Origin of the sequence: Halostella sp. PRR32 (assembly GCF_034808085.1) — an archaeon.
GTDB classification, from domain to species: domain Archaea; phylum Halobacteriota; class Halobacteria; order Halobacteriales; family Natronoarchaeaceae; genus Halostella; species Halostella pelagica.
The window spans coordinates 95,546-113,932 of the sequence record NZ_JAXHGL010000008.1 but is presented as its reverse complement, the minus strand read 5'-3'; the positions used below and the strand labels follow the sequence as shown (position 1 = coordinate 113,932).

Genomic DNA, 18,387 nt, shown 5'->3' with positions numbered 1-18,387 from the left:
AGGCATCGGCGATTTCCCGCTTCACTTCCTTTGATTTGACGACCTATCCCGTCGCCTTACAGCGATTCACCAGTGCCGAATTCGACGAGATGGTGTCGTCACTGACGCCTCACGAGTCCGCGGACGGCGTCACGACGTATCGGAACACGGTCAGCATCACCTGTCCCGCCTGCGACGAACCGTTCGACGACCTAGTCATCTGCGAGGACGAACTGAACAGCCTGGAACTCAGTATGTTGCTCGACATCTGCGTGACGACCCACGAGAACGACGTGTTGCTGTTCACGCACAAACACTGAGTCGCATTCGGCCGGAAACGCGGTCGACAGCGACGCAAGTAACGATCTGCCTCGGATCAGTTCACGGTCGGCAGGGCACTCAGATCCGCTCTCTGACCGACCGAACGATACCGTCGACATCGAACTCGTCTTCCGCTTTGTCGAACACGACATCGCCGTCGACGTCGACGCGAAACACGCCGTGGTCGCCGGTCCGGAGCGTTACGGCCTCCAGATCGTTTCCGAGTGACGACAGCAACGCGTGCTGGACGTCTTCCGCGCGGTCGAGGAACCCACAGGGGACGCAGTACTCGATCTCTACGTGTGACATGTGCGTGCGTACGGACTAGAAGGTCTAAAGTTACGGGTCGGCTTCCTGTCCGACCGCGTCGACGGAGCGGGTTCGACACCTCACGCGTTCCCGGGATACTCCGCGACGAGCGAGTCGAGTCGCTCGTGGTGTTCGACGGTATGTGGCGCGGTGAGCGGCGACACGCTGACGCGGCCCTCGGCGACGGCCCGACGGTCCGTCCCCTCGGGATCCGGGATCTCTCCGTCCGCCATCCTGTCCCAGATACGGTCGTGAAGCGTGACGATGTCGCCGTCCTGGGTAGCGTCCATGTCGTACACGTGTGACGGCGAGGTGATCTCCATCGGTGCCGGCGATTCCTCTGGCATCGGGACGTTCACGTTCAGGTAGTCCGCGGTGTCGAACAGGCCGTTGTCGAGCGCCCCGTCTGCGAGATACTTGGACGCTCGAACCGCCTCCTGGTAATCGTCGGGGGTAGCGTCGAAGTCTGCGTAGGTGATATCGCCGACGGGGACGTACAGCGACACCGCGATGGCGGGCACGCCGAAAAACGCCGCTTCGACGGCGGCGCTGACGGTGCCCGAGCGACCCAGAACGTACGCGCCGAGGTTCGCGCCAGTGTTACAACCAGAAACGACGAGGTCCGGATAGGGGCCGAGCGCCTGGAGACCGGCGACGACGCAGTCGGCCGGCGTCCCCTCGACGGCGTACCCGAGTTCGTGTTCGTTCACTGTGACGTCCTGAGACATCGCGCGCCCGACCGCGCTCTGGTCGTCAGCGGGGGCGACCCCGGTGACGTTACCGATCTCGGAGAGGCCGTCGTACAGCGCGCGAAAGCCCGGACTCTCGATACCGTCGTCGTTCGTCAGAAGGATTTCGGGCCGCTCGTTCATGGTATTCGCATGGGATGCTGTAGCGAAAAGCCCACCGCTTGCCGATGCGCGCCACGTCTTTCGGCGTGCCGCGAGAGCGGCCCCGACGCGACGTTACGCGGGGACGCGGTCGACGACGGTTTCCTCGTCGACGACCAGATTGTACGCTTCCTCGTCGTCGTTCCAGAGGGCGAGAACGCCCTCGAACGCGAGTAGGTCGCCGTAGTCCGCGCCGAGAAGGTCGGCGTTCAGCGACGTCTCGCGAGTCACGACGGCGTAATGGTCGGTGCGTTCGCTACCGTCGCTCACCTTGAACAGCGGGTTCGACTCACCCTCGCTCAGGTCGTGGCTCAACTTGAGTGCCACCAGGTCGATGCGGTCGGGGACGTGCTCGTCCATCTCGGCCATCTTCGCCCAGCGGTTCGGGTCGGCCGTGAAGTCGATCCGACGCTCGCCGTCGGTCCGCAGGATCGCGTAGGAGTACTGGACGTCGACGTTGACGAACTCGCCCGGGGAGTGGTCGGGGTCGGTGGCGGCGTCGTCGAGGCGGCGCTGGAACGGCGGGACGTCGAGGTCCGGCCTGACCGTGAACGACCACCCGGTGTCGGACGGCTCTTCGGACGGCCAGAGCCGACCCGTCGGCGAGAACACCGTCGCTACGTCGGTGAGCGAGCGCTCTACCTGGCGCAGTCCGATGCTCGTGTTCCGGTCGGCCGGCGCAAGGGCGACGAACGACCCGTCGTCGGCGAGCGAGTCGAGATACCGCCGCGCGGTCGCTTCGGGTTCGTCGAGTTCGTTGAGGACGTTTGCGAAGAGGACGAGGTCGTACTCGCTCTCGGGGGAGAACGCCTCCGCCCGCTCGCGGTGGACCGTCGCGTGGAAGTTCCGTCCCGTCTCCGCAAGCATGCGCTCTAACACGTCGGCCGAGGCGCTGGGTTCGAGGGCGTGGTACTCCACCAGCGCGTCGTCGGGGAGGAAATCGCACAGTCCGAGCGCCGGGCCGCCGACGCCCGCACCGACGTCGAGAACGCGAAGCGACCGCGGGAGCAGGCCCTCATCCGCCAGTTCCGCGAGCACGTACTGGAAAACGGCGTAGTAGTCCGGCAGATGATACACCGCGTAGCCGAGCGCCGCCGTCTCGTCGTACTCGACGGGGTTTTGACGGTAGTAGGCGTCTTTCAGGCGCCGGATCGTTTCCCTGAGTTCGTCGCCGCTCTCGCCGTCGGGCCAGCCCGGACCGAACTGTTCGACCAGCAAGTCTTCGAGCGCGCGGGCGTACGCATCCGGAAACTCGGTCACGCCGCGGAACGTCGGTTGGAGCGGCTCCTCGTCGACGGGAACGAACGTCCCGTCTTCGCGCTCTATCAGGCCGAGGTCGACCGCTTCCTCGCGAAGGACGCGGGCGACGACCGCCGGATGTGGTTGGCTTTCGACGTACTCGCAGATCTCCTCCGGGTCGACGGGTCTGACGTTGCGGAGGTACTTCGCGTTCGACCGGATCGCCTCTCGCTGATCCGTCACTGGTCGTCCACCCCGTTGGACGACCGTCGCTCGCTCGCCTCTCGGTACAGTGCTTCGGTTTCCGGTAGGTCCGCGTCGGCGAGGCGTCTCGCAGCGTCGGCCACCGCGTCCGCGCCGTCGAACCGCTCCTGTATCTCGGCGTACACTCGCGGGTCGTCCCCCGTCACCTGGTCGACGAGGCGGTCGAGGCCATCGTACACAGGCGTCCGGAGACCGTCCGGAACGTCGTCCGTCGCCAGCGCGAATGCGAGGACAGCAGCGTGCGTCCCGGCCTGAACGGTCTCCATTGCATCGTCGTGTTCCTCGGGCGTCGTTTCGACCAGTTCGTTGCCGGCGGCCGCGATGTCGTCCAGTATCGCGGCCATCACGGGACCGTCGACGTCGAGGACGACTGCGACGTTCCCGGGCGCGTTCCCCGGGGCGAACAGGGGGTGAAGGCTCGCGCGCTCAACGTCGGGGGCGTTCTTTTCCATGGCCGCGACGGGGTCGGACATGACGCCCGTCACGTCGAGTATCGCCCGTTCCGCCCGCTCGGCGTGGTCAGCGATAGCTGCCTCGGCCGCCGAGATAGGGACCGCGATACAGACGGCGTCGAACGTTTCGTCGGCGTCCAGCGGAACTGCGCGGCCGCCGAGATCGTCCGCTGCTTCGACGGCCGTCTCGGGGTCGGCGTCAGTAAAGGCCACCGCGGCGTTGACTGCTCCGGCGAACCAGCGCCCCATCGCGCCGGCTCCAACGACCAGGATCTCCATTGGTGAGTGATTCTCCTGCACGTTCCTAAAGGAGTTCGATCGGGGGATTCTCGGTACTCTCGTCAGTTTTATCCGTCCGTGCTTGGTTCGGATACGTGTGAATAAACGCATACTCGGAATACTGGCAGTTGTTGTCCTCGTCAGTACGGCAGGCTGTGCGGGGGTTCTCGGTTCCGACGACGACGACGGCGACGACGAAACGACCCAGAAGACGGTGGGCCTCGACGACGTCACGTATCCTGACGGGGCGGCGGAAGACGGGTTCGACAACGCGACAGCGGTGGCAGACACGCATCGGTCGGCGCTCTCGAACGCGTCTTATGCGCTGGAGCTAAGTCAGGAGTCCGCCGAGGGCAATCAGTCCCAGCAGTACGACTACACTGTCCGGAGTAACAACGAGAGCAAGAGGATGGTCGGCTCGACCACCTCCGTTCAGGAGATGGAGGGTTCGAACGACCCCTTCGAGATCCGGAGCGTCCTGTACGAAAACGACACTCACCAGCACAGGAACGTGACGAGAAACGGTGGGTCTCCACAGGTGTCCGTTCGGGAGTCACGAACTCCCTTCGCGGCGTCACACGAGTCCCAGACGAACGCTAATCTGGTTCAGAACCTGATCGCGGCCGGTAACTACTCTGCGACTGAAGCAGTCCAGCGCAACGGTACCACGCTCGTCCGGTACGAGCTGAACGAGTTCAACGGGACTGCAGGAAGCGATCTGAACGTCTCGAACGCCGAGGGCTACATCCTCGTTAGCGAGGCCGGCGTCGTCTACGAGGCACAGGTGTCCATCGAGGGCACCAGCGGAGGGACTGAACTCTCCTCCGCCATCGAGTTCGAGGTGACGCAGGTCGGTGACGTGACGGTCGAGCGGCCGTCGTGGGTCGACGACGCCTGATAGGCTTTTACGACTGCCCTGTCGCTCACTCGATTTCTAACTGTTCTTCGTACTGCGTGAGGTTTTCGTAGCCGTCCTGGGTGACGACCACGAGGTCTTCGAGCCGAACGCCACCGACTTCGGGGTCGTATAGCCCGGGCTCGATCGTGATGACGTGACCCGGTTCGAGTTCCCCTCCCCGTGGACTGACGTGGGGGAGTTCGTGGACGTCCAGTCCGACGCCGTGGCCGGTACCGTGAATGAACCCCGTCTCCGCCGCCTCGTCGCTACGCAACGTCGGATAGCCGGCCTCCTCGTACACGTCACACACGGCGTCGTGGACCGATTCCCCGGTCACCCCGGGTTCGATAGCGTCGAAGGCGGCCCGTTTCGCCTTCTGGGTCACGTCGTAGTACTCGCGTACGGCGTCGGACGCCTCTCCCTTGACGAACGTCCGGGTCATGTCAGCGTGGTAGTTCGTCGTCTTGTCCCGGGGGAAGATGTCGATGACGATACTTTCGCCCGCGGCGAGCGGTCCGCTCCCGCGGTCGTGCGGGTCGGCGGCCGAAGACCCGCAAGCGACGATCGTTTCGTCCAGTGCGCATCCGTTCCGGAGCAACGTCACCTCTATCTCCTCCGTGACCCGTTCGCTCGTCAACGGCTCGCCTTCGTAGACGAGGGTTCCGTCCTCGATATCTGCCGCCGCGATCAGCGACTCCGCGGCGTCCATCGCCGCCTCGTTCGCGCGTTGGGCCGCGCGAACGTGGTCGATCTCCTCGTCGGTTTTGACCGAACGGATCTCCGTTATCACGTCGTCCGTCTCCGGCAGGACTTCGACGCCCAGGTCCCGCAGGGTGTCAGCGAGGGCGACGGGGAAATCCCCCGGCACGGCAATGGTGTCCACGTCGTAGTCGTCGAGAAACGCCTTGAACGTGCGGCAGTTCCCCTCGTGGGAGCCGTACTCTTCTACTTTCGCCCGTCCGTCGTAGTCGGCGGGCCGACTGACCGTGTCCGCACGGCTCTCCGATTTCGCTCGCCCGTACTCCAACCCGGAGACGAGCAGGTGGATCCCGTCGGGAGTGTAAAGCGACGTAAACGGGTCGGGTGCGCCGAACTCGGCGAGATACAACTGGTCGGAGTCGGTGTCGTCGGCGTGTATCATGTATCCGTCGGCGTCGACGTTCGAGAGGTGGGCGTCCAGTTGGGAGAAGTCTGGCTCCATGGGGTTTGCTCCGTCGGGTGCCACCAAAATACGTGCGGATCTACGCCGACAGTGGCCACGGAATGCCCACGTCGGGCATCTGCGGCCCGGACGGAACACGACGGGTTCCGGTAGTCTGATTGCGGTGCAACGACAGGAGTCAGGCATGAACGTCACCGTCTCGAAGTCGACGGTCAGGGGTAACGCGCGCGCTCCGCCGTCGAAGAGTTACACGCACCGCGCTATCCTCGCCGCGGGGTACGCGGACGGCGCAGTGGTCACCGACCCGCTTCGGAGCGCCGACACCCGCGCGACGATGCGCGCCGTCGAGGCGTTCGGCGGCACGGTCGAAAACACCGACGAAGGGCTGGCGGTCACCGGGTTCGGCGGCCGACCGTTCGTCCCCGACGACGTCATCGACTGCGCGAACAGCGGTACGACGATGCGTCTCGTCACCGCCGCGGCCGCCCTCGGAGACGGACTCAGCGTCCTCACCGGCGACGGCTCGCTCCGGTCGCGCCCGCAAGGGGCGCTTCTCGACGCCGTCGAGCAACTCGGCGGTCGCGCCGAGAGCACCCGGTCGAACGGGCAAGCGCCGCTCGTCGTCGGCGGGGCCGTCTCGGGCGGCGACGTCTCGATCCCCGGCGACGTATCGTCGCAGTACATCACCGCACTGCTGATGGCCGGTGCGGTCACGGACGGCGGGGTCGACGTGGAACTGGAGACGGAACTCAAGTCCGCGCCGTACGTCGATATCACGCTCGAAGTTCTCGACGACTTCGGTGTCGATGCCCGGAAGACAGATGACGGATTCAGCGTCGACGGTGGACAGTCCTACGCGGCGGAATCCGGCGAGTACCACGTTCCCGGGGACTTCTCGTCGATGTCGTATCTCCTCGCCGCCGGGGCGGTCGCCGCCGACGAACTCCGTGTCGAAGGCGCCTACCCCAGTGCACAGGGCGACAGCGCCGTCGTCGACATCCTCGAAGACATGGGCGCGATGATCGACTGGGACCGCGACGCCGGCGTCATCACCGTCGAGGAGTCCCCACTCGTCGGAACGACAGTCGACGTGGGCGACACGCCCGACCTACTGCCGACGGTGGCCGCCGTCGGTGCCGCCGCGGACGGCGTCACCGAGATCGTCAACTGCGAACACGTCCGCTACAAGGAGACCGACCGCGTCAGCGCGATGGCCGAGGAACTGGAGAAGATGGGTGCGGACGTGAGCGAAGAGGCGGACACGCTCACTATCCACGGCGGCGACTCCACGCTCACCGGTGCCCGCGTCGACGGCCGGGCCGACCACCGCGTCGTCATGTCGCTGGCCGTCGCCGGCCTCGTCGCTGACGGTGAGACGACCATCGAAGGCGGCGAACACGTCGACGTTTCCTTCCCCGACTTCTTCGACGTGCTGTACGACCTCGGGGCTGACGTACACCGCGAGAAGGAGTGAGAAACGTTCGCTAATAGCACACACACGCCCGGTAACTTTTTGCTCAGTCCACCGGAGATGTCAGCCATGATCCGCGAGTCCGTCGAACGCCGCCTGCGCGACGACCACGGGGACGACGGCTACGTTTTTCCGGCCTACGAGGACTACTGCTTCGCCAACGTTCCTCACACGGTCACCTCGCTGCTCGGCGCGGACACCGGACGAACGCTCCCCGATGACGTTTTCGAGGGCGTCGACACTGACGGCATCGACACCGTTATCGTCGTCCTGATCGACGGGTTCGGCCTCGAACAGTGGAAACGAGACCACGGGAACCACGAGTTCCTCAGTCGCGTTACCGAACACGGCACCGTGACGCCGCTGACGTCGATCTACCCCTCAGAGACGGCCGCCGCCATCACCACCTTTCACACCGGCGTTCTCCCGGCGCAACACGGAGTCATCGGATGGAACGTGTACGAACCGACCGTCGACGCGGAGTTCGAGGCGTTACCGTTTCGGACGAAAGACGGCGAAGCGCCCGCGGGACTGACTCGCGAGGACGTGTTCGATGCCGAAGCGCTCTATCCTGCACTCGGCGAACGCGGCGTCGAATCGCACCACGTCGACCCACTCGACAAAGCCTACGCCGGAACGATACCACACACGTACGAGTACGGGGACGCTGCTGACACGGAATCGACGCTCCGGGACGCCGTCGACGCCGCGGAACCGCCGTCGTACGTGTTCGCCTACTTCCCGCACGTCGACCACGCGTCCCACGGATCCGGGACCGAATCCGACGAGTACCAAGAGGCGCTGTCGGCCGTCGACGAAACGGTCGCGAACGCGCTCGACGGAGTCGACGACGCGGCGGCAGAGGACACACTGGTCGTGGTCACCGCGGACCACGGCCACGTCGACACCGACCCCGAGCGAAACGTCGAACTGTCCGGGGTCGACGGTCTGACTGAGAGCCTCCGCCAGCGCGCCGATGGCACGCCGATCCGGTTCTCCGGAAGCCCGCGAAACGTCCATCTTCAGTTCCGGCCGGACCGCGTCGAACCGCTCCGCGAACGCCTGCTCGACGAACTCGACGGTCGCGTCTTCCGCCGAGAGGAAGTCCTCGACAGCGACCTGTTCGGCGACGTCGACCCGTCCGAGACGTTCCGCAGACGACTGGGCGATATCGTGCTCACCCACCGGAACCTCGGCACCTGGTTCGGCGACGCTGAACCCGAAGAACTCGATCTGGTCGGAATGCACGGCGGCCTGCATCCCCACGAGATGCTCGTTCCGTTCGCCGCCGCTCGGCTGTCGGACGTACGGGAGTAACTCGACAGTGTTCTCGATGGGCCCTGCTACGCCGCTTCTTGCGCGTACTACAACATCTAAATGCCAGGCGGCCCCACGGATGCGTAATGAACGGCAACAGCTTCGGTCACCTCTTTCAGGTGACCACCTTCGGCGAGAGCCACGGCGAGGCGATGGGCGTGACGGTCAGCGGCTGTCCCGCCGGTATCGAACTCTCCGAGGAGGACATTCAGGCGGACTTGGACCGACGCAAACCCGGCCAGTCGATGATCTCGACGAGCCGCGGTGAACCCGACGACGTCTCGATCAAAAGCGGCGTACAGGACGGCTACACTACGGGCACCCCGATCGGGATGATCATCCAGAACAAGGACGCCCGCTCCGGTAAGTACGAACCGTTTATCACCGCGCCGCGGCCAAGCCACGGCGACTTCACCTACTCCGCCAAGTTCGGCACCCGAAACTGGGGCGGTGGCGGTCGCTCCTCGGCCCGCGAGACGGTCAACTGGGTCGCGGCGGGTGCCATTGCGAAGAAACTCCTCGCACAGGAAGGGGTCGAACTCAAAGCCCACGTCAATCAGATCGGCGACGTCGAAGCGCCCGAACTATCCTTCGAACAGATCAAAGCACACTCCGAGGAGAACGATGTCCGCTGTGCCCACCCCGAGACAGCCGTGGAGATGCAGGAACTGATCGAGCAATATCAGGAAGAAGGAGACTCCATCGGTGGCAGCATCTACTTCGAGGCCCGCGGCGTCCCGCGCGGCCTCGGTGCACCGCGGTTCGACTCCGTCGAGTCACGACTCGGTCAGGCGATGATGTCCGTGCCCGCGACGACTGCCTTCGAGTTCGGCCTCGGCAAAGACGCCCGTGAGTACACCGGGTACGAGCGCAACGACCACTGGGAATTTAATGACGACGGTGACCCCGTCCCGGCCGAGAACGACCACGGCGGCCTACAGGGTGGTATCACCAGTGGCGAACCCATCTACGGCGAGGTGACCCTGCACGCGCCGACGTCTATCCCGAAGTCACAGCAGACCGTCGACTGGGAGACCGGCGAGGAGAAAGAGGAGAAAGTCATCGGCCGCCACGACCCCGTCCTCCCGCCGCGGGGCGTCCCCGTGGTGGAGGCGATGCTCGCGCTGACGCTCGTCGATTTCATGCTTCTCGGTGGCCGGATCAATCCCGACCGCGTCGACGACCGGCCCGGCGAGTACGATACGGAGTACCACCCCAGTCGCAATGACAATTAGAGAACTACTCAGATAGATTCCTGAGTGGTTCTTTTAGTAGATGTTCTTCCAACTCCTCGTCGTAATTTTCTTCATTTAACAAAAGTACGTTAGATGTGTCTGCGTGGCGTCGGAGATTCTCATATTGATCTTCTTTTAGTCCTTTTACTATGGTAATAAGACTCAAGTCCGCGCGATCGGCTTCTTCTTTTGGCTTAGTGATCAATTCATTTCTCAACTCTCCAGAGTCCATTGCAACAGCAGGAGCTTCTTCTACTTCCTCATTGTCTTCCTGTTTGTAGTTTTTCACTTCAATAGCAAACCGATAACTTTGGTCACCAAGAGGTAGAGCAACTACATCATATTCTGGGTTTTCACCCATCTCCATTTCAATATTTACGTTAGATAGACAGACTCCTATCTTGTTTTGAACAGACTCCAGAACTTCTTCTTCAAATTCATTAACAGGCCTTTCAGAATACCAATCACTTAGTGTCGTACCTTCGATTTTCTTATTGAAGTATTTTCGGGCTATTTCTCCTCCTTTATTATATTCCTCCATCTTCACAAACTGTCCGACAGTGTTGGATATTTGTTCAATTTCATCACCAAAGAATCCAAGGAAGTTTTTCGAGTCTTCTACATGCGAGGCTACTACATACAATTTCACTTTGCTAGTAGCTTCATCACGAAAATGAGGAGGAATACTTTTGTTGTCACTATCTGATAAGAAAATCAACACATCTTCATCAGTTTTGTTTCCAGTGTATTTCCATGCCGCGTTATCAGGTTCAGACGCTTGTAGTTTTGAGGGGAATCTTGCCCCCGCAGAAAAAACAATATCCTGTCCCGCCTCGGCAACTATTTCTCCAAATTCAGATAGTTGTTCTCTAATCTCATCACGATATTCTTCTATCAAGCCCTCTAGTCTGGGAAAGAATGGCGGATCTGGTCTCACTTGCTCGAAATCTGTAGTATTCCTTTCTAGTATCCTATCTAAAAAGAAAGTCCGAGAAACTTGCTCTCCCTTCGGACCTGCGGTCGCTTCCATCACTATCTGGGTGAGATGCATAGTGATAATGAAACCACTCCTCCTAATAAAAACAACGGTAGTGTACAAAAGATATCATAATCTACTATCATCACGTGACTTGCTGATGTGGTGGGAACCTACACAATAGTTCCTTGTTAATGTATAGCAAAGCCTTTAGTCCGGGTGTGGCCAAGAAAGTAACTAGTCGTGGCCCACGCGGGCCCGGGACCTACAACTATGACTGACAACGAACTCATCTGGCGCGTCGCAGGAGGTTCCGGTGACGGAATCGACTCGACGAGTCAGAACTTTGCGAAGGCCCTGATGCGAGCGGGGCTACACGTATTCACGCATCGCCACTACCCCTCGCGTATCCGCGGCGGCCACACGTACGTGGAGATCCGTGCCGCCGAGCACGAGGTGAAATCACGCGGAGACGGGTACAACTTCCTGCTGGCTCTGGGCGACTCGTTCGCTCGAAATCCGAAGGAGAACGCGTACTACGGAAACGAGGAGACGAAGCCGCTGTCGGAGAACCTCGACGAACTCCGCGAGGGTGGCATCATCGTCTACGATTCGGGACTGCTTGACGCCGAGGACATCCCGAACTTCGAGGAGCGCGCCGAGGAGAACAACTGGCACGTGTTCGACCTCGACCTGCGCGGACTGGCCAAGGAACACGGCCGCGAGGTTATGCGGAACACGGCCGGTGTCGGTGCCACCGCCGCGTTGCTCGATATGGACCTCGAACACATCGAGGACCTGATGGAGGACGCGATGGGCGGCGACATCCTGGAGGCGAACCTCACGATCCTTCAGGAGTCCTACGAAACGGTCAAAGACGAATACGACTTCGAACACGACCTGCGCGTGCCTACCGGCGACCACGACGAGGAACAGGTGCTGCTGTCGGGGTCGAACTCCATCGCCTACGGTGCGCTGGACGAGGGATGCCGGTTTATCGCCGGTTACCCCATGACGCCGTGGACAGACGTGTTCACTATCATGTCCCAGAACCTGCCGAAGTTCGGCGGCATCTCAGAGCAGGTCGAGGACGAGATCGCGGCGGCAGCGCTCGCGGTCGGCGCAAGCCACGCCGGCGTCAAGTCGATGTCCGGATCGTCGGGTGGCGGCTTCGCGCTGATGAGCGAACCGCTCGGCCTGGCCGAGATGACCGAGACGCCGGTCGTCCTCGTCGAAGCGATGCGGGCTGGCCCGTCGACAGGGATGCCGACCAAGCCGGAACAGGGTGACCTCGAACACGTCCTGTACTCCAGCCAGGGCGACTCGAACCGCGTCGTCTTCGCGCCGGGCACCGTCGGCGAGGCGTACGACCAGACGCGGATGGCGTTCAAGATGGCGTACGACTACCAGATCCCGTCTATCGTCATCTTCGACCAGAAGCTCTCCGGCGAGAACACGAATCTTCCGGCGAGTTTCTTCGACCGGGAGCCCAATGCGGACCCGGGGAGCGTACTGACCGAAGAGGAGATCGCGGAAGCTGCTCACGACGAGTCGGGCAAGTTCCACCGCTTCCTTCACGAGACCGAAAACGGCGTCAGCCCGCGGTCCCTGCCGGGACAGAAGGGCGGGCGCTACCTCGCGACGGGGAACGAGCACAATCAGTCCGGACACATCAGCGAAGACCCGGAAAACCGCGTCTACCAGATGGACAGGCGGATGCAGAAGCTCGATTCCATCCGCGAGGAGCTAAACGAGGAGTACGAAACCCAGCAGACGTATTACGGCCCGGAAGACGCCGAATACGGGCTCATCACGTGGGGGAGCCAGCAGGGTGCTGTCGAGGAAGCAGTCGACCGACTGAACGATGCGGGCCACTCCGTCAGATCTATCGGCGTCAGTGACATGATGCCGTTCCCCGAACAGGAGATGACGGAGTTCTTAGAGAGTGTCGAGGAGGCGCTGGTCGTCGAGATGAACGCGACGGCCCAGTTCCGCGGACTGACTCAGAAGGAACTGGGACTGTACGGCGACAAGATGACCAGCCTCCTCAAGTACAACGGAAACCCGTTCGAACCGGGCGAAGTCGTCAAGGGCTTCGAGGCCCAGATCGACGACAGTACCGAAAACCTGGCGACTGGTACCCGGATCGAACCTGCGGCAGGTGACTAATCATGAGCGCATTCAACGCAATCGGTGAGGAACGCGACATCGAACGAGACGAATTCACGCCCGGTATCGAACCGCAGCCGACCTGGTGTCCGGGATGCGGCGACTTCGGCGTCCTCAAGGCGTTGAAGCAAGCCCTTCCGGAAGTCGGCCGAACGCCGGAAGAAGTACTGACGGTGACGGGGATCGGCTGTTCCGGCAAACTGAACAGCTACCTGGAAACGTACGGCTTCCACACGATCCACGGCCGTTCGCTCCCGGTCGCTCGCGCGGCCAAACTCGCGAACCCCGGCGTCGAAGTCATCGCCGCCGGCGGTGACGGTGACGGCTACGGTATCGGCGGGAACCACTTCGTCCACACCGCCCGGGAGAACCACGACATGACCTACATCGTGTTCAATAACGAGATATTCGGGCTGACGAAGGGCCAGACGTCGCCCACCAGTCCGAAGGGTCACAAGTCGAAGACCCAGCCTTCGGGCAGCGCCAAGACGCCGATCCGGCCGCTGTCCCAGAGCCTGACGTCCGGGGCGTCCTACATCGCCCGGACGGCCGCAGTCAACCCGAACCAGGCCAAGGAGATCATCATGGAGGCCATCGAACACGACGGCTTCGCGCATATCGACTTCCTGACCCAGTGTCCGACCTGGAACAAGGACGCGAAGCAGTACGTCCCGTACATCGACATTCAGGAGAACGACGAGTACGACTTCGACATCCACGACCGTCGCGAAGCCTCCGAGATGATGTACGAGGCGGAGGACGCCCTCTACGAGGGGGAGGTTCTCACCGGCCGCTTCTACGTCGACGACGAGCGCCCCTCCTATCAGGAGGAGAAGCGGGCCATAGGCGAGATGCCCGAGGAACCGCTGGCGGAGCGGTACTTCGACGACGACTACGAGTGGGAGCGGAGCGCGGACCTGATCGACCGCCACAAGTGATCGGCCGGCCACTGACCGAAAGCTGACTCACCCCCGACGCGATTTTTCCACATCTGGCCCGTCTAGTGTCCGTTTCCACCGTCAACGTGCGCGAACCGGTTCGGTCACTGACTGTTTACGTGTTCAAAAGATATTTTTCCGTCGGAGCAAAATATATCCTTATGAGTACGCAGTCCACGGAAGACCGTATTCTCTCTGTGCTGGAGGAAGACGCGCAAGCCTCCTACGCGGAGATAGCAAACCGGGCCGACGTATCGAAACCGACGGTCCGAAAGTACATCGACAAACTCGAATCCGAGGGCGTTATCGTCGGCTACTCCGCCGACATTGACCCGAAGAAGTTGTCGAGTCAGAGCATCGCGATGGTCGGCATCGACGTCGAGAGCGAGCGGTACGTCGAAGCGACCCAGAACCTGAAGGGACTGCCGGCGGTCGAGGCGCTGTTTACCTCCAGCGGCGACCACATGCTTATGGCCGAAGTCCGCGCCGCTGACGGGGACGAACTCGGCGAGATCATCAGTGAATCTATCCTCGATATCGACGGCGTGACCGCCGCTCACCCGTCGTTTCTGCAAGAACGCCTCAAGTAACGAACGCTCCCTTTCGGCGAGACGCCGCGACGTGCTCGCGGAGAGCGCGAACGTCCCTGCGGCCGTGTAAAACGCGCTACTCGATCTGACGAACGGTAGTTCCGCGTACCCCCGGGTGTTATACTCGCGTCGACCCAATATGGTGCATGGCCGTTTATCAGCGCGAAACCCGGGTCGGCGCGCCGCTTTCGGAGGTGTGGGACTTTCACTCGAACGTCTCGGGCCTCCAGGCGCTCACGCCGGATTTCCTGAACCTTCGCGTGGACTCAGTCACTGGTCCGGACGGGGAGTTCGACCCCGACGTGCTGGAGGTCGGCGCGGCGATCTCCCTGTCGATGCAACCGTTCGGCGTCGGTCCCCGGCAGTCGTGGACCTCGGTTATCGTCGAACGCGAGTACGGTGACGGAACAGCGGTGTTCCGGGATACCATGGAGGACGGTCCCTTCGACCGCTGGGTACACACTCACCGGTTTTTCGCGGACGGGGGCGAAACGATAGTTAGCGACAACGTGGAGTATCGACTGCCCGGCGGCAGCCTCGGGAATGCGGCAAGTCCCGTTGCTATCGTCGGGTTCGAACCGATGTTTCGGTTCCGACATCGGAAAACGAAGGAGCAGTTCGAAGGATAGGCAATGACCGAACGGAAGCAACACGGAGGCGGATCTGAAACGCGCCGCCGGACGATGCTCGCTGCCCTCGGGACGGCCGTGGCGGCAGGACCGTTCGCCCAGGTAGCAGGAGCGACGACTGATGCGGCCGAACAGACGCTCACACTGCACCTGCACGTCCACGAGGACTGTACGAGCGAGGACATCGAGTGCGCGTCAAGGGCGGCGACACTCCTGTCTCGGCAGTTCAACGAGCGATTCGACGAGTTCTCGCTATCGTGGACGATAACGGCCGAGTCGGACTGGTCGACCGATCGGACTCATCTGGAGTCCGAGTGGGAGGGTATCCCCGAAGGCGATACTGACGGGCCGGGGATCCACGCGTTCCTGTTGCGCGGTTCCTGGCAGTTTGATAACGGCTACGGCCACCGGATCGACCGGGTGACCGCCGACGCTGACGGGGCGACCGTGGCGAACGTCGGCGCCGCACGGTTCTGGGACGGGAACCGCGTCGCCGCGAACCTGATCATCCACGAGGTGCTCCACGCACTCGGTGCCGACCACGCCGATGGCGAAGTGACCTACGTCTCTCGCGACCGGGGAGAGGCGGGCGTTTACACGAACGTCTCTCCGATGTCGACCGCCTACGTTCGGTACGTCGGCGAGGAGTGCGACGGTCCCTTCCGAGACTCCTGTTCGGACACGGCCTGGCCGGGGTCGGGGACCGTTCCCGACACCTTCTCGAACGGTACGGACAACTTCGCGCAAGCCACCGCGGTGAGAACTCACACGACCGTCGTCGCCGACGCCGCCTGGGACAGCGTCGGATCGCAATTAGCGGAACTGGAAAACGATCTGTCGTAGCGAACCCGACCCGGGAAAGCGTTATCGACGTGAGCGTTGATGGATCCGATATGGTCGACGTAGCAGTTATCGGCGGAGGACCGGCAGGATTGAGCGCTGCGCTTTTCACGGCGAAAAACGGCCTCGACACCGTCGTGTTCGACACTGACGAGACGTGGATGCACAAGGCCCACCTGTACAACTATCTTGGTATCGAGGAGATAGGGGGATCGGAGTTCATGGAGGTCGCTCGGGGTCAGGTCGACGATTTCGAGGCGGACCGACAGCAGGCCGAGGTGACGGCTGTCGAAGAGACGGAAGCGGGGTTCTCGCTTCGAACGGAGGACGGGGAGTACAACGCGGACTACGTCGTCATCGCGGCGGGCGGGTCAGTGGAACTGGCCGAAGGACTCGGTTGCGGCGTGAACGACGACGGCACGGTCGTCACCGACAACGACAACGAGACGACTATCGACGACGCCTACGCGGCGGGGCGTATGATACGCGGCCAGAAGATGGAGGCCGTCATCTCGGCCGGCGACGGTGCGGTGGCGGCGGTCGATATTCTCAGCAAGGAAGCGGGCGAACCGTTCCACGATTTCGACACGCCGTCGTGAGGTAACGGTTCGCGGCCGAGGTTTCACACTGTCGGACGGGAGCGTTTCAACCACCTCTTGGAAACGTTCCTGCGAGGGCCTTCGACGACGCCCGTCAGTCAGTGTCAGTTATCCGAAACCGTAACGACCAAGCGGCGAGGAGGGAACGTTCGGGTGATGGGAGGGATCAGCAGTCGCGTCTCGCCGCTGGGTGCGATTATCGTCGCCGTGCTCGCCGTCAGCACGAGCGCCATCTTCGTCCGCTGGAGCGTCGCACCGAGCGGAGTCAAGGCCTTTTACCGCGTCCTCTTCACGACGGCTCTCGTGGCACCGGTCGCCGCCGTCCGGAACCCCGGTGACTTTCGGCGGTTTTCGGGCAGAGACGCCGCCGCCGCTGTGGTTGCGGGCGTCGCGCTCGCCGTCCACTTCGCGGCGTGGTTCGAGAGCCTGAACCACACGAGCGTCGCGGCGTCTGTGACGCTCGTCCAACTGCAACCACTGTTCGTCGCCGTCGGAGCGTATCTCCTTCTCGACGAACGTGTGACTCACCGCACCGTCGCAGGCATCGTGATAGCTGTCGTCGGCATGGCCGTCATGACGCTCGGCGACGCCGGATCGCCCGCGACGACGGGTCGATTGGTCCTCGGTAACGCGCTTGCTGTCCTCGGCGGCGTGATGGCAGCGGGCTACGTCCTCGCGGGCCGGTCGATCCGTCAGCGCGTTCGGCTCTTCCCCTACGTCACCGTCGTCTATGCGGCCTGCGCCGTCGTTCTGCTCGGCTTCGTCGTCGCGAACGGGTACCCCCTGTTCGACTACCCGCCCCGGGAGTGGGCGCTCTTTCTCGGCATGGCTATCGGCCCGGGCGTGTTCGGCCACACTGTGATAAACTGGACGCTCGAACACGTCGAATCGAGCGTCGTCAGCGTCTCTCTGCTCGGCGAACCCGTCGGGAGTACGCTACTCGCGCTGGTGTTGCTCGCGGAGGTCCCCTCCGCCACGACGGTCGTCGCCGGTGCCGTTGTCCTCGGCGGTATCTACGTGACGACGACCGCGAGGGATGGCAAGCCCACGTCGTAGTGGTCGGAGAGGGGTCTACGAACGCGGAGGCCCGTCGGCGTAGTCCGGCCGTTCGGCGTACTCGATAGGGTCGCGGACGCCGACACGCTGGAACGCCTGCAAGCGGTACGCGCAGGCGTCGCAGGTGCCGCAGGCGGGTTCGTTGTCGCGGTAGCAACTCCAGGTGTACGCGTAGGGAACGTCGAGCGAGACGCCGCGTTCGGCGATGTCTGTCTTTGACCATTCGACGAACGGCGCGACGAGGTCGATACTCGTCTCGGATTTCGTCCCCACGTCGACCACGCTCTGGAAGGCGTCGAAGAACTCGGGCCGACAGTCGGGGTAGCCCGAGAAGTCCTCGCTGTGCGCGCCGATGAAAACGGCGTCGCAGTCGTTCGCCTCCGCGTAGGAGACGGCCATCGACAGCAGGTTGGCGTTGCGGAACGGGACGTACGACGACGGAACCTCGTCGTCTCCGAGGTCCGCGTCGGCGACGGCCATCTCCTCGTCGGTGAGACTCGAAGCGCCGATCTGCGAGAGGTGGCCCGTCTCGACGTGGAGAAAGTCAGCGGCGTCGGTCGTCTCCGCCAGTTTACGCGCGCACTCTAGCTCCCTGTCTTCCGTCTGCTGTCCGTATGAGGTGTGCAGGAGGTAGAGGTCGTATCCGCGCTCCAGCGCTACGTACGCGGCGGTGGCGCTATCCATGCCGCCGGAGGCGAGGACGACGGCGCGTTTGTCGGTCGATTCGTCGGTCGTGGTCGGTGAGTTGTCGGTCATGTTTGGGGAAGCGAGAAA

At 62.7% G+C, this 18,387-nt stretch carries 19 protein-coding genes; 12 read left to right on the top strand and 7 right to left on the bottom strand.

The window, feature by feature from the left end; translation table 11 throughout:
* The first annotated feature begins 89 nt into the window (after window positions 1-89).
* Window positions 90-299 carry a hypothetical protein gene (locus SM753_RS19165; RefSeq protein ID WP_369335384.1) on the top strand — a complete coding sequence of 70 codons (210 nt, stop codon included), beginning with the start codon at window positions 90-92 and terminating at the stop codon, window positions 297-299.
* A gap of 79 nt (window positions 300-378) precedes the next feature.
* Here the strand turns inward: SM753_RS19165 and SM753_RS19160 are convergent, their stop codons facing one another.
* The 4 genes from SM753_RS19160 to SM753_RS19145 form a co-directional block, all read right to left on the bottom strand.
* Window positions 379-609 carry a SelT/SelW/SelH family protein gene (locus tag SM753_RS19160; protein WP_135535511.1) on the bottom strand — a complete coding sequence of 77 codons (231 nt, stop codon included), beginning with the start codon at window positions 607-609 and terminating at the stop codon, window positions 379-381.
* An 80-nt stretch (window positions 610-689) separates the two neighbouring features.
* Window positions 690-1,481: a 5'/3'-nucleotidase SurE gene (surE, locus tag SM753_RS19155; RefSeq protein WP_323192729.1), complete on the bottom strand. Its 792-nt coding sequence runs from the start codon at window positions 1,479-1,481 to the stop codon at window positions 690-692.
* A gap of 93 nt (window positions 1,482-1,574) precedes the next feature.
* Window positions 1,575-2,981, bottom strand: a complete 1,407-nt coding sequence (locus tag SM753_RS19150) for a methyltransferase (RefSeq protein WP_323192728.1) — start codon at window positions 2,979-2,981, stop codon at window positions 1,575-1,577.
* Complete coding sequence (locus SM753_RS19145) at window positions 2,978-3,733, bottom strand: prephenate dehydrogenase/arogenate dehydrogenase family protein (protein ID WP_323192727.1); 756 nt, start codon at window positions 3,731-3,733, stop codon at window positions 2,978-2,980. The genes SM753_RS19150 and SM753_RS19145 overlap by 4 nt, the downstream gene beginning before the upstream one ends.
* Before the next feature lie 97 nt (window positions 3,734-3,830).
* On the opposite strand from SM753_RS19145, the gene SM753_RS19140 reads away from it, so the two are divergent.
* Window positions 3,831-4,631, top strand: a complete 801-nt coding sequence (locus tag SM753_RS19140) for a hypothetical protein (RefSeq protein ID WP_323192726.1) — start codon at window positions 3,831-3,833, stop codon at window positions 4,629-4,631.
* A gap of 25 nt (window positions 4,632-4,656) precedes the next feature.
* On the opposite strand, the gene SM753_RS19135 is transcribed toward SM753_RS19140, so the two are convergent.
* Entirely contained in the window at window positions 4,657-5,832 is a 1,176-nt protein-coding gene (locus SM753_RS19135; RefSeq protein ID WP_323192725.1) for a Xaa-Pro peptidase family protein, read from the bottom strand.
* Between the two features lie 145 nt (window positions 5,833-5,977).
* Here SM753_RS19135 and aroA point away from each other — a divergent pair, with 145 nt between their 5' ends.
* The 3 genes from aroA (at window position 5,978) to aroC (ending at window position 9,816) form a co-directional block, all read left to right on the top strand.
* Entirely contained in the window at window positions 5,978-7,267 is a 1,290-nt protein-coding gene (gene aroA / locus SM753_RS19130; protein ID WP_323192724.1) for a 3-phosphoshikimate 1-carboxyvinyltransferase, read from the top strand.
* A gap of 66 nt (window positions 7,268-7,333) precedes the next feature.
* Window positions 7,334-8,581, top strand: a complete 1,248-nt coding sequence (locus SM753_RS19125; RefSeq protein ID WP_323192723.1) for an alkaline phosphatase family protein — start codon at window positions 7,334-7,336, stop codon at window positions 8,579-8,581.
* A gap of 86 nt (window positions 8,582-8,667) precedes the next feature.
* Complete coding sequence (gene aroC / locus SM753_RS19120; RefSeq protein ID WP_323192722.1) at window positions 8,668-9,816, top strand: chorismate synthase; 1,149 nt, start codon at window positions 8,668-8,670, stop codon at window positions 9,814-9,816.
* A 4-nt stretch (window positions 9,817-9,820) separates the two neighbouring features.
* Here the strand turns inward: aroC and SM753_RS19115 are convergent, their stop codons facing one another.
* Entirely contained in the window at window positions 9,821-10,867 is a 1,047-nt protein-coding gene (locus tag SM753_RS19115) for a hypothetical protein (RefSeq protein ID WP_323192721.1), read from the bottom strand.
* A gap of 198 nt (window positions 10,868-11,065) precedes the next feature.
* On the opposite strand from SM753_RS19115, the gene SM753_RS19110 reads away from it, so the two are divergent.
* From SM753_RS19110 to SM753_RS19080, 7 genes are all read left to right on the top strand, one after another.
* Window positions 11,066-12,961 (top strand): 2-oxoacid:acceptor oxidoreductase subunit alpha, encoded by a 1,896-nt coding sequence (locus SM753_RS19110; RefSeq protein WP_135535522.1) that lies wholly within the window; start codon window positions 11,066-11,068, stop codon window positions 12,959-12,961.
* 2 nt (window positions 12,962-12,963) lie between these two features.
* On the top strand, window positions 12,964-13,899 hold the full coding sequence (locus SM753_RS19105; RefSeq protein WP_135535523.1) for a thiamine pyrophosphate-dependent enzyme: 936 nt from the start codon (window positions 12,964-12,966) through the stop codon (window positions 13,897-13,899).
* Between the two features lie 161 nt (window positions 13,900-14,060).
* Window positions 14,061-14,489: an HTH-type transcriptional regulator LrpA1 gene (gene lrpA1, locus SM753_RS19100; RefSeq protein ID WP_135535524.1), complete on the top strand. Its 429-nt coding sequence runs from the start codon at window positions 14,061-14,063 to the stop codon at window positions 14,487-14,489.
* 146 nt (window positions 14,490-14,635) lie between these two features.
* The gene (locus SM753_RS19095; RefSeq protein ID WP_138797233.1) at window positions 14,636-15,118 is read left to right on the top strand and encodes an SRPBCC family protein; all 483 of its coding nucleotides are present in this window, start codon (window positions 14,636-14,638) and stop codon (window positions 15,116-15,118) included.
* 3 nt (window positions 15,119-15,121) lie between these two features.
* A complete protein-coding gene (locus SM753_RS19090) occupies window positions 15,122-15,961 on the top strand; it encodes a hypothetical protein (protein WP_323192720.1) in 840 nt (279 codons plus the stop codon).
* 50 nt (window positions 15,962-16,011) lie between these two features.
* Window positions 16,012-16,557 (top strand): FAD-dependent oxidoreductase, encoded by a 546-nt coding sequence (locus SM753_RS19085; protein ID WP_323192719.1) that lies wholly within the window; start codon window positions 16,012-16,014, stop codon window positions 16,555-16,557.
* Between the two features lie 156 nt (window positions 16,558-16,713).
* Window positions 16,714-17,613 carry a DMT family transporter gene (locus tag SM753_RS19080; protein ID WP_323192718.1) on the top strand — a complete coding sequence of 300 codons (900 nt, stop codon included), beginning with the start codon at window positions 16,714-16,716 and terminating at the stop codon, window positions 17,611-17,613.
* Window positions 17,614-17,628: 15 nt separating this feature from the next.
* Here the strand turns inward: SM753_RS19080 and queC are convergent, their stop codons facing one another.
* Window positions 17,629-18,369 (bottom strand): 7-cyano-7-deazaguanine synthase QueC, encoded by a 741-nt coding sequence (gene queC / locus SM753_RS19075; RefSeq protein WP_138797229.1) that lies wholly within the window; start codon window positions 18,367-18,369, stop codon window positions 17,629-17,631.
* Between the last annotated feature and the right edge of the window lie 18 nt (window positions 18,370-18,387).

What these genes read in the sequence shown, in the direction of transcription:
- SM753_RS19165 (WP_369335384.1), top strand. Translation starts at nt 90, where the DNA reads ATGGTGTCGTCACTGACGCCTCACGAGTCCGCGGACGGCGTCACGACG.
- SM753_RS19160 (WP_135535511.1), bottom strand. Translation starts at nt 609, where the DNA reads ATGTCACACGTAGAGATCGAGTACTGCGTCCCCTGTGGGTTCCTCGAC.
- surE (WP_323192729.1), bottom strand. Translation starts at nt 1,481, where the DNA reads ATGAACGAGCGGCCCGAAATCCTTCTGACGAACGACGACGGTATCGAG.
- SM753_RS19145 (WP_323192727.1), bottom strand. Translation starts at nt 3,733, where the DNA reads ATGGAGATCCTGGTCGTTGGAGCCGGCGCGATGGGGCGCTGGTTCGCC.
- SM753_RS19135 (WP_323192725.1), bottom strand. Translation starts at nt 5,832, where the DNA reads ATGGAGCCAGACTTCTCCCAACTGGACGCCCACCTCTCGAACGTCGAC.
- aroA (WP_323192724.1), top strand. Translation starts at nt 5,978, where the DNA reads ATGAACGTCACCGTCTCGAAGTCGACGGTCAGGGGTAACGCGCGCGCT.
- SM753_RS19125 (WP_323192723.1), top strand. Translation starts at nt 7,334, where the DNA reads ATGATCCGCGAGTCCGTCGAACGCCGCCTGCGCGACGACCACGGGGAC.
- aroC (WP_323192722.1), top strand. Translation starts at nt 8,668, where the DNA reads ATGAACGGCAACAGCTTCGGTCACCTCTTTCAGGTGACCACCTTCGGC.
- SM753_RS19115 (WP_323192721.1), bottom strand. Translation starts at nt 10,867, where the DNA reads ATGCATCTCACCCAGATAGTGATGGAAGCGACCGCAGGTCCGAAGGGA.
- SM753_RS19110 (WP_135535522.1), top strand. Translation starts at nt 11,066, where the DNA reads ATGACTGACAACGAACTCATCTGGCGCGTCGCAGGAGGTTCCGGTGAC.
- SM753_RS19105 (WP_135535523.1), top strand. Translation starts at nt 12,964, where the DNA reads ATGAGCGCATTCAACGCAATCGGTGAGGAACGCGACATCGAACGAGAC.
- lrpA1 (WP_135535524.1), top strand. Translation starts at nt 14,061, where the DNA reads ATGAGTACGCAGTCCACGGAAGACCGTATTCTCTCTGTGCTGGAGGAA.
- SM753_RS19095 (WP_138797233.1), top strand. Translation starts at nt 14,636, where the DNA reads ATGGCCGTTTATCAGCGCGAAACCCGGGTCGGCGCGCCGCTTTCGGAG.
- SM753_RS19090 (WP_323192720.1), top strand. Translation starts at nt 15,122, where the DNA reads ATGACCGAACGGAAGCAACACGGAGGCGGATCTGAAACGCGCCGCCGG.
- SM753_RS19085 (WP_323192719.1), top strand. Translation starts at nt 16,012, where the DNA reads ATGGTCGACGTAGCAGTTATCGGCGGAGGACCGGCAGGATTGAGCGCT.
- SM753_RS19080 (WP_323192718.1), top strand. Translation starts at nt 16,714, where the DNA reads ATGGGAGGGATCAGCAGTCGCGTCTCGCCGCTGGGTGCGATTATCGTC.
- queC (WP_138797229.1), bottom strand. Translation starts at nt 18,369, where the DNA reads ATGACCGACAACTCACCGACCACGACCGACGAATCGACCGACAAACGC.